This is a genomic window from Streptomyces sp. NPDC060209, from assembly GCF_042728155.1.
GTDB lineage: Bacteria > Actinomycetota > Actinomycetes > Streptomycetales > Streptomycetaceae > Streptomyces.
Genome location: NZ_JBHWZS010000374.1, coordinates 1 through 7,733 on the forward strand (window position 1 = coordinate 1; position 7,733 = coordinate 7,733).

At 68.7% G+C, this 7,733-nt stretch carries 9 protein-coding genes; 8 read left to right on the forward strand and 1 reads right to left on the reverse strand.

Annotated elements, in window-relative coordinates:
- A partial coding sequence (locus ACFWFI_RS38575; RefSeq protein WP_387399861.1) for an extracellular solute-binding protein occupies window positions 1-928 on the reverse strand: 928 nt, incomplete at its 3' end.
- Between the two features lie 250 nt (window positions 929-1,178).
- On the opposite strand from ACFWFI_RS38575, the gene ACFWFI_RS38580 reads away from it, so the two are divergent.
- From ACFWFI_RS38580 to ACFWFI_RS38615, 8 genes are all read left to right on the forward strand, one after another.
- On the forward strand, window positions 1,179-2,021 hold the full coding sequence (locus ACFWFI_RS38580; RefSeq protein ID WP_387399864.1) for a GntR family transcriptional regulator: 843 nt from the start codon (window positions 1,179-1,181) through the stop codon (window positions 2,019-2,021).
- A 107-nt stretch (window positions 2,022-2,128) separates the two neighbouring features.
- On the forward strand, window positions 2,129-2,380 hold the full coding sequence (locus ACFWFI_RS38585; protein WP_387399866.1) for a thiamine-binding protein: 252 nt from the start codon (window positions 2,129-2,131) through the stop codon (window positions 2,378-2,380).
- Window positions 2,377-2,754 carry a helix-turn-helix domain-containing protein gene (locus tag ACFWFI_RS38590; protein WP_387399869.1) on the forward strand — a complete coding sequence of 126 codons (378 nt, stop codon included), beginning with the start codon at window positions 2,377-2,379 and terminating at the stop codon, window positions 2,752-2,754. The genes ACFWFI_RS38585 and ACFWFI_RS38590 overlap by 4 nt, the downstream gene beginning before the upstream one ends.
- Window positions 2,755-2,907: 153 nt before the next feature.
- Window positions 2,908-3,414: a 2-oxo-4-hydroxy-4-carboxy-5-ureidoimidazoline decarboxylase gene (gene uraD, locus ACFWFI_RS38595; protein WP_387399872.1), complete on the forward strand. Its 507-nt coding sequence runs from the start codon at window positions 2,908-2,910 to the stop codon at window positions 3,412-3,414.
- 42 nt (window positions 3,415-3,456) lie between these two features.
- Window positions 3,457-3,849, forward strand: a complete 393-nt coding sequence (gene uraH, locus ACFWFI_RS38600) for a hydroxyisourate hydrolase (RefSeq protein WP_387399875.1) — start codon at window positions 3,457-3,459, stop codon at window positions 3,847-3,849.
- 6 nt (window positions 3,850-3,855) lie between these two features.
- Window positions 3,856-4,779 (forward strand): factor-independent urate hydroxylase, encoded by a 924-nt coding sequence (pucL, locus tag ACFWFI_RS38605; RefSeq protein WP_387399878.1) that lies wholly within the window; start codon window positions 3,856-3,858, stop codon window positions 4,777-4,779.
- Window positions 4,780-4,843: 64 nt separating this feature from the next.
- Window positions 4,844-6,244, forward strand: coding sequence for a nucleobase:cation symporter-2 family protein (locus tag ACFWFI_RS38610; RefSeq protein ID WP_387399882.1), 1,401 nt, complete (start codon window positions 4,844-4,846; stop codon window positions 6,242-6,244).
- 45 nt (window positions 6,245-6,289) lie between these two features.
- On the forward strand, window positions 6,290-7,687 hold the full coding sequence (locus ACFWFI_RS38615; RefSeq protein WP_387399885.1) for an 8-oxoguanine deaminase: 1,398 nt from the start codon (window positions 6,290-6,292) through the stop codon (window positions 7,685-7,687).
- The last annotated feature ends 46 nt before the right edge of the window (window positions 7,688-7,733 follow it).

Genomic DNA, 7,733 nt, shown 5'->3' on the forward strand with positions numbered 1-7,733 from the left:
GGTCGGAGCCGCCGGTGAACACCGCACCCGGTGTGCCGGCCGTCTTCCCGGGGATCGGGAAGAAGCCCAGCTTCCCCTTGAGTCCGGGGTTGTTCTCGACGACCGCGTTGGCGTTGCCCGGGGTGGCGATGATCTGGGCCACCTGGCCCTGCGCCATCACCTCGGCCTGCGGCGGATCGTCCTCGTCGGAGTCCTTGGGGCCCTTGCCGAGCGCCTGGAGCCGCGCGTAGAAGGCCATACCGCGCACGGCCTCGGGAGTGTCGAGCGACCCCTTCCACCGCCCGCCGGACTCGGTGGCGAAGTCGCCGCCCTCGTCCCAGATGAAGCCGCCCAGCGCGTACCAGAGCTGGCCCGGCAGGTAGATGCCCTGCGTGCCGCCCTGATTCAGCTCGGTGGTGGCGTCGATCCACTGCTCGCGGGTGGTGATCCCGGCGGCGTCGACCCCGGCCTTCTCGAAGAGGTCCTTGCGGTAGATCACGACGCGATTGGCCGCGTAGTACGGGATGCCGTACTGCTTCCCCTCGTACGAACCCGGCTCGGCCAGTCCCTTCAGCCAGTCGTCGCCGTTCAGCTCGTCCTTCTTGTCGCTGAGGTCCAGAAGCCCGCCGCTCTCGGCGAACTGCGCCACCTGCGTGTTGCCCGCCTCGATCACGTCCGGGGCGTCGTTGCTCGCCAGGGCGGCGGTGATCTTCTGGCCGATCCCGTCCCACTCCTGGATCTGGATCCTGACGTCGATGTCCGGGTGCGCGGCTTCGAAGCCGTCGGTGAACTCCTTCTGGAAAGCGGCCGAGACGCTGTCACGCATCAGCCAGACATCGACCCTTTCCACACTCCCGGCCTCGTCGGCGCCGTCCCCACCGGAACTGCAGGCACTGAGAGCGGCGGCCGTCACGAGCGCGGACACACCGGCAAGCAAGCGGTACTTCACGGTTCACCTCAACGGGAGCAGAGACCTGACCACCTGACCAGTGAAGTCCACTGGACAGCTCACCTCTTGGTGGTGGATGAAGGTGGCATAGACCAATGAGACCGTCAACCCCCCGTGTATAAAGGGATATTGAGGAATCCTGATCCGGTCGAGCCTGTGTTCCTGCGGACAGAGGTGGCTAGACTCTCTCTGACCAGTGGCCATCGGTCGCTCAACTGGTAAAGGGAGCGGAACGCGCGAAGGGGAACGCATGAAAGCCGACGTACCGGGGACGGTGCTCAAACGGGAACGGGCACGCGACGCGGTCCTCGAGCTGATCGAGAGCCGAAGCCCCGGGGACGCCATCCCGTCCGAACGGGCCCTCTGCGCTCTGCTCGGCGTCTCCCGGCCCACCCTGCGCGCCGCCGTCGACGAGCTGGTGGCCGCCGGGCTGCTCGTCCGGGAGCACGGTCGCGGGATGTTCGTGGCGCCGGAGAAGATCACCCAGGAGCTGGTCTCCGCCGACCTCGCCCTGACTGTGCCGCAGGCGGCCGGAGCGTGGTCGAGCAGGCTGCTGGAGTTCACGACCCTCCCGGCAGGCGCCCGGGTCGGCCGCAAGCTGCGGATGTCGCCGGCCGAGGAGATCGTGTACGTCGCACGGCTGCGCCTGGTCGACGGCGCACCGATGGCCATCGAGCACCTGCACATCAGGGCGGCGCTCGTCCCTGGCCTGTCGGCGCAGGAGCTGGAGGACGGCGATCTCTACGAACACCTGCGCCACACCCACGGAGTGCATGTGCGCGAGGCGGTCCAGGCCATCGAACCCACCGTCGTCACACGGGCGGAGGCCCAGCTCCTGGAGGTCCCCGAGCTCTCCCCGGCCCTGCTCTTCGAGCGTCTGACCTCGGACACCGCCGGACTGCCCGTGGAGTACGTCCACTCGCTCTACCGGGGCGACCGCTACCGGATCGTCTCCCGGCTGACGCTCGGCCCGGCCGCCGTCACCGCCCCACTGGTCAGAGACGGGCACCACCCGGGGATCCCGCCGGGAGACTTCGCGCACGGGGACCCGATCGCGTCGTCGACCAGGGGGGACATCCAGGCCGGGCCGTGAAGCACGGCCCCTCCTCCTCACGGCCGCCGCGTCCCGGGGCCCGTGCCTTAGGGTCGGGGCGAGCCGTGCGAGCCGACGCACGCGGCGGGACACATCAGGGAGGCACCGTGCGCTTGAGGGTGGAATTCACCACCGAGCCCTTCGATCTCGACGAGGCACCCGCCCACGCGGTGGTTGCCCGCGAGGTCATCCAGACCGCCGACCTGGACGCGGTGGACGTGGGTCCCTTCGGGAACACGGCCGAGGGGGACGCGGACCAGGTCCTCACCGCGGTGGACTCACTGCTGCGCAAGGCCCTGGCCTCGGGCGCCACCCGGGTCTCCCTCCAGCTCAACGTGATCGGGGAGGACACCCCGTGACCGAACCGGCCGACCACCCGCTGGTCACCGCCGTGAAGCCGCTCGTCGACGCCATGGGGGCCGAGCTGCTCGATCCGGAGCAGGCCACCACCGAGGACGTGGTGCTCGCGTGGGAGGGGGCGGACGTCATAGCCGTGCGGCTCCCGCAGCTCTCCGAATCGCTCGACCACATCCTGGCCGCGATGGAACGGCGGCACGGGATGCCGCTGGCCGATCTGGACCGTAAGGCCAAGCAAGGCGTCGTACGCACTCTGGAGGCACGCGGTGCCTTCTCGGTGCGGCACGGGGTGGAGACCGTGGCCGGCGCGCTCGGCGTCAGCCGCTTCACCGTCTACAACTACCTGAACCGGGACAACGCGGCCAAGGGTGAGTAGCTGAGCGCATTGCGGTCCAATGCCGCCGTCCGGGAAGTCGGGCGGCGGCATTATCTGTTCGCGGAATTTCAACAAACTGTTGACGTGATGTTGCGAAGGGCGTTAGCTATCCGCAGCCCGACAACGCACAGCGAAAAAGCCACGGAGGCTCCCGTGACTACGAGCTCCACACCGGGCCTCGCCCGGTTCAACACCCTGGCGGCCGGAGAGGCCGCAGCCGCGCTGCACGAGGTGTGTGCCAGTGCGGCGTGGGGAAGCTCCGTCCTCGCCCACCGGCCGTACGCCGGAACGGAAGCCCTGTTCTCCGCCAGTGACGCCGCCACGGCCGAGCTCTCGGCGGAGGACCTGGCCGAGGCGATGGCCGGACACCCGCCGATCGGCCGCCCCAAGCCGGGGGACCCGGCCTCCGCCCGTGAGCAGCGGGGGATGGCCGGTGCGTCCGAGGAGCTCAAGGCGGAGATGCTCGAACTCAACCTGGCCTACCAGGAGCGGTTCGGACATGTCTTCCTGATCTGCGCCACCGGAGCCACCGGTGAGCAGATGCGCGACGCGGTGAAGGCCCGGATCGGAAACTCGCCCGAGCAGGAACGCGAGATCGTCCGTACCGAGCTGGGCAAGATCAACCGCATCCGGCTGGCCCGCCTCGTACAGGACTCCTGAGGGCCTCGTACAGCACTCCCGAGAACAAGGAGCGTGACGGTCTTGAGCACCGACACCACCGCATCGGTGTCCACCCACATCCTGGACACCAGCATCGGCCGTCCCGCCGGAGCCGTCACCGTCTCCCTGGCCGCCCGTAGCGGCGGCGACGCGCAGTATGTGACGCTCGGCGGATCCGCGACCGACGCGGACGGGCGCTGCAAAGACCTGCCGGCCCTGCCGGAAGGAACCACCCACGTACGGCTCGTCTTCGACACCGAGTCGTACTTCACAGCGAAGAAGCAAGCCGAGGCGCAGCAGGACGCCCCCCGCGTAAGGGACAGCGGCGCGTTCTTCCCGGAGGTGGCGATCGCATTCGCCGTCACCCCGGGCGAGCACTATCACGTACCGCTGCTGCTCAACCCGTTCGGCTACTCCGTTTACCGAGGGAGCTAGCAGACAATGCCCACGATTCTCGGCCAGAACCAGTACGGCAAAGCAGAGAACCGCGTCGTCAAGATCACGCGGGACGGCGACACCCACCACATCAAGGACCTCAACGTCTCGGTCGCCCTCTCCGGCGACATGGACGACGTCCACTACTCCGGCTCCAACGCCAACGTCCTGCCGACGGACACCACCAAGAACACGGTGTTCGCCTTCGCCAAGGAACACGGCATCGAGTCGGCCGAGCAGTTCGGCATCCACCTCGCCCGGCACTTCGTGACCTCGCAGGAGCCGATCGAGGTGGCGCGGATCAGGATCGAGGAGTACGCCTGGGAGCGCATCGCGACCTCGGACGGCAACTCGAAGTTCATCGGTGCCGACGAGGTCAAGCACTCCTTCGTCCGCAAGGGCCAGGAGACGCGCACCACCCAGATCACCTTCGACGGTGAGAAGTGGGAGGTCATCTCCGGCCTCAAGGACCTCAGCGTCATGAACTCCACCAACTCGGAGTTCTGGGGCTACGTCAAGGACAAGTACACGACGCTGAAGGAGGCGTACGACCGCATCCTCGCGACGGACGTCTCCGCCAAGTGGCGCTACAACTGGACCAGCGACGACGAGCGCATGCCGAACTGGGAGAAGTCCTACGAGCAGACGCGCAAGCACATGCTCCAGGCCTTCGCGGAGACGTACTCCCTCTCGCTCCAGCAGACCCTCTACCAGATGGGTTCGCGGATCATCAACAACCGCAGCGAGATCGACGAGATCCGCTTCTCGCTGCCGAACAACCATCACTTCCTGGTCGATCTGGAGCCCTTCGGCCTCAAGAATGACAACGAGGTGTACTTCGCGGCCGACCGCCCGTACGGCCTCATCGAGGCGACGGTGCTCCGGGACGGCGTCGAGCCGAAGATCCCGGTCGACATGACCAACCTCTGACGCGGAGCTGAACCGGCCCCCGCCTCCAGCGGGGCGGGGGCCGGTCATCCCGGAGGGAAATACCATGGCACAGCCTGCAACGGGGCCGGCGAAAGGCCCATGTACCGCACCACCGGCCGCTGCCGGCAAGGCAGTTCATCCGGTGGACGAAAAGCTTCCGCCCTCGCGGCTCGTACCCGCCGCGCTCCAGCACATCGCCGCCATGTACGCGGGCGTCGTCACCCCTCCGCTCATCATCGGGCAGGCCGTCGGACTCGACGCGGCCGGCATGACCCGTCTGATCGCGGCGAGTCTCCTGATCGCGGGACTCGCCACCCTCCTCCAGACCCTCGGCGCCGGGCGCTTCGCCGGGAACCGGCTGCCGTTCGTCAACGCGGCGTCCTCCGCCGGGATCGCGCCGATGCTCGCCATCGCCGAGACCAGCGCCCCCGGCCACCAACTCCCCGCGATCTACGGTGCGGTGCTCGTCGCAGGCGTCTTCTGCCTGGCCGTCGGCCCGTTCTTCGGACGCCTGCTGCGCTTCTTCCCGCCGCTCGTCACCGGGGTCGTCATCACCCTCATCGGCGTCACCCTGATGCCGGTACCGGTCGGCTGGGCACAGGGAGGTGACGCCACCGCGGACGACTTCGGAGCCATGAAGTACCTGGCGCTGGCCGCCTTCACGCTCGTCGTCATTCTCCTGATCCAGCGCTTCGGGCGCGGATTCGTCAAGCAGGTCGCCCTGCTCGCAGGCATGTTCATCGGCACGCTGGCGGCAATTCCCTTCGGACTCGCCGACTTCTCCGCGCTCGGCTCCGCACCCGTCGCCGCCCTGCCCGCGCCCTTCGCCTTCGGGCCGCCCGAATTCCAGCCCGCCGCGATCCTCTCCCTGTGCATCGTGATGCTGGTGCTGATGACGGAGTCGTCCGCCGGAATGCTGGCGCTCGGCGAGATCTGCGAGCGGCGCACCGACGGCGCCACCATCACCCGCGGGCTGCGCACCGACGGCATCGCCACCCTCCTCGGCCCGGTCTTCGGAGGCTTCCCGACCAGCGCCTTCGCCCAGAACGTCGGCGTCGTCTCACTGACCCGGGTACGCAGCCGCTACGTGGTCGCCGCGGCGGGCGGCGCCCTGTTGATCCTTGGCGCCTTCCCCGTACTCGGGGCGGTCGTCTCGCTGGTCCCGATGCCCGTGCTCGGCGGCGCCGGCATCGTCCTGTTCGGCTCGATCGCGGTGAGCGGCATCCGGACCCTGTCCGAGGCAGGGCTCGACGACAGCTCCAACATCATCCTGGTGGCGGTGGCACTCGGCGCGGGCATCATCCCCCTCGCGGCACCCGCCTTCTACGCCGGATTCCCTTCCTGGGCGCAGACCGTGCTCGGCTCCGGGATCAGTGCGGGAGCGCTCGTGGCGGTCCTGCTCAATCTGTTCTTCCATCATCTCGGCACCCACAGCCGTAACGCTGTGGCACTCAAATCCTCCTAGGGTCCTGCCGTGCCCACATCGCCAGAGACAGAAGAGGGAAGCACCATGGCAGCTTCGGCGGATCCAAGGACCAGCCAGCGCACCGTCATCGAAAACTGTTCGATCGCCACCGTCGACGCCCACGACACCGAGTACGCCTCGGGGTACGTCGTCGTGGCGGACAACCGCATCGAGTCCGTCGGCGCGGGCAAGGCGCCGGAGGGTCTCACCGGTGTCGTACGGCGTATCGACGGCACCGGGCATCTCGTCACGCCCGGTCTCGTCAACACCCACCACCACTTCTACCAGTGGATCACCCGGGGCCTGGCGACCGACCACAACCTCTTCGACTGGCTGGTCGCGCTGTACCCGACGTGGGCGCGCATCGACGAGCCGATGGCCCGCGCGGCCGCACAGGGTTCGCTCGCGATGATGGCCCGCGGCGGGGTCACCACCGCCATGGACCACCACTACGTCTATCCCCAGGGCTCCGGCGACCTGTCCGGCGCGATCATCGGCGCCGCCCGCGACATGGGCGTACGCTTCACCCTCGCCCGCGGCTCCATGGACCGCAGCAAGAAGGACGGCGGCCTGCCGCCGGACTTCGCCGTGGAAACCCTCGACGGAGCGCTCGCCGCCACCGAGGCGACCATCGACGAACACCACGACACCTCGTTCGGCGCGATGACCCAGATCGCGGTCGCCCCCTGCTCACCCTTCTCCGTGTCCACAGAACTGCTGCGTCAGGGAGCCGAGTTGGCCCGCCGACGCGGCGTACGGCTGCATACGCACGGTTCGGAGACCGTCGAGGAGGAGCAGTTCTGCAAGGAGCTCTTCGGGATGGGGCCGACCGACTACTTCGAGTCGACCGGCTGGCTCGGTGACGACGTGTGGATGGCGCACTGCGTCCACATGAACGACTCCGACATCGCCGCCTTCGCCCGCACCGGCACCGGCGTCGCCCACTGCCCGTCCTCCAACGCCCGCCTCGCCGCAGGCATCGCCCGCGTCCCCGACATGCTCGCCGCCGGTGTCCCGGTCGGGCTCGGCGTCGACGGCACCGCCTCCAACGAGTCCGGCGAACTCCACACCGAACTGCGCAACGCGCTCCTCATCAACCGCCTCGGCGTGCACCGCGAGAAGGCCCTGAACGCCCGTCAGGCTCTGCGCCTGGGAACGTACGGCGGAGCCAGGGTCCTCGGCCGGGCGGACGAGATCGGCTCCCTGGAGCCGGGCAAGCTCGCCGACCTCGTGCTGTGGAAGCTGGACACCCTCGCACACGCCTCCATCGCCGACCCGGTGACCGCCCTGGTCTTCGGTGCCGCGGCCCCCGTGACCCTCTCCCTCGTCAACGGCAGAACCGTCGTCGAGGACAACCACCTCACCACGGTGGACGAGGACGCCATCGCCCGCGCGACCCGCGACGAGGCCAGGCGACTGGCACAGATCGCCGCCGGAGCCTGATGCTCCGTACCCCCTGACAGGCCGGCCGAGGGGGACGGCCCTCGGC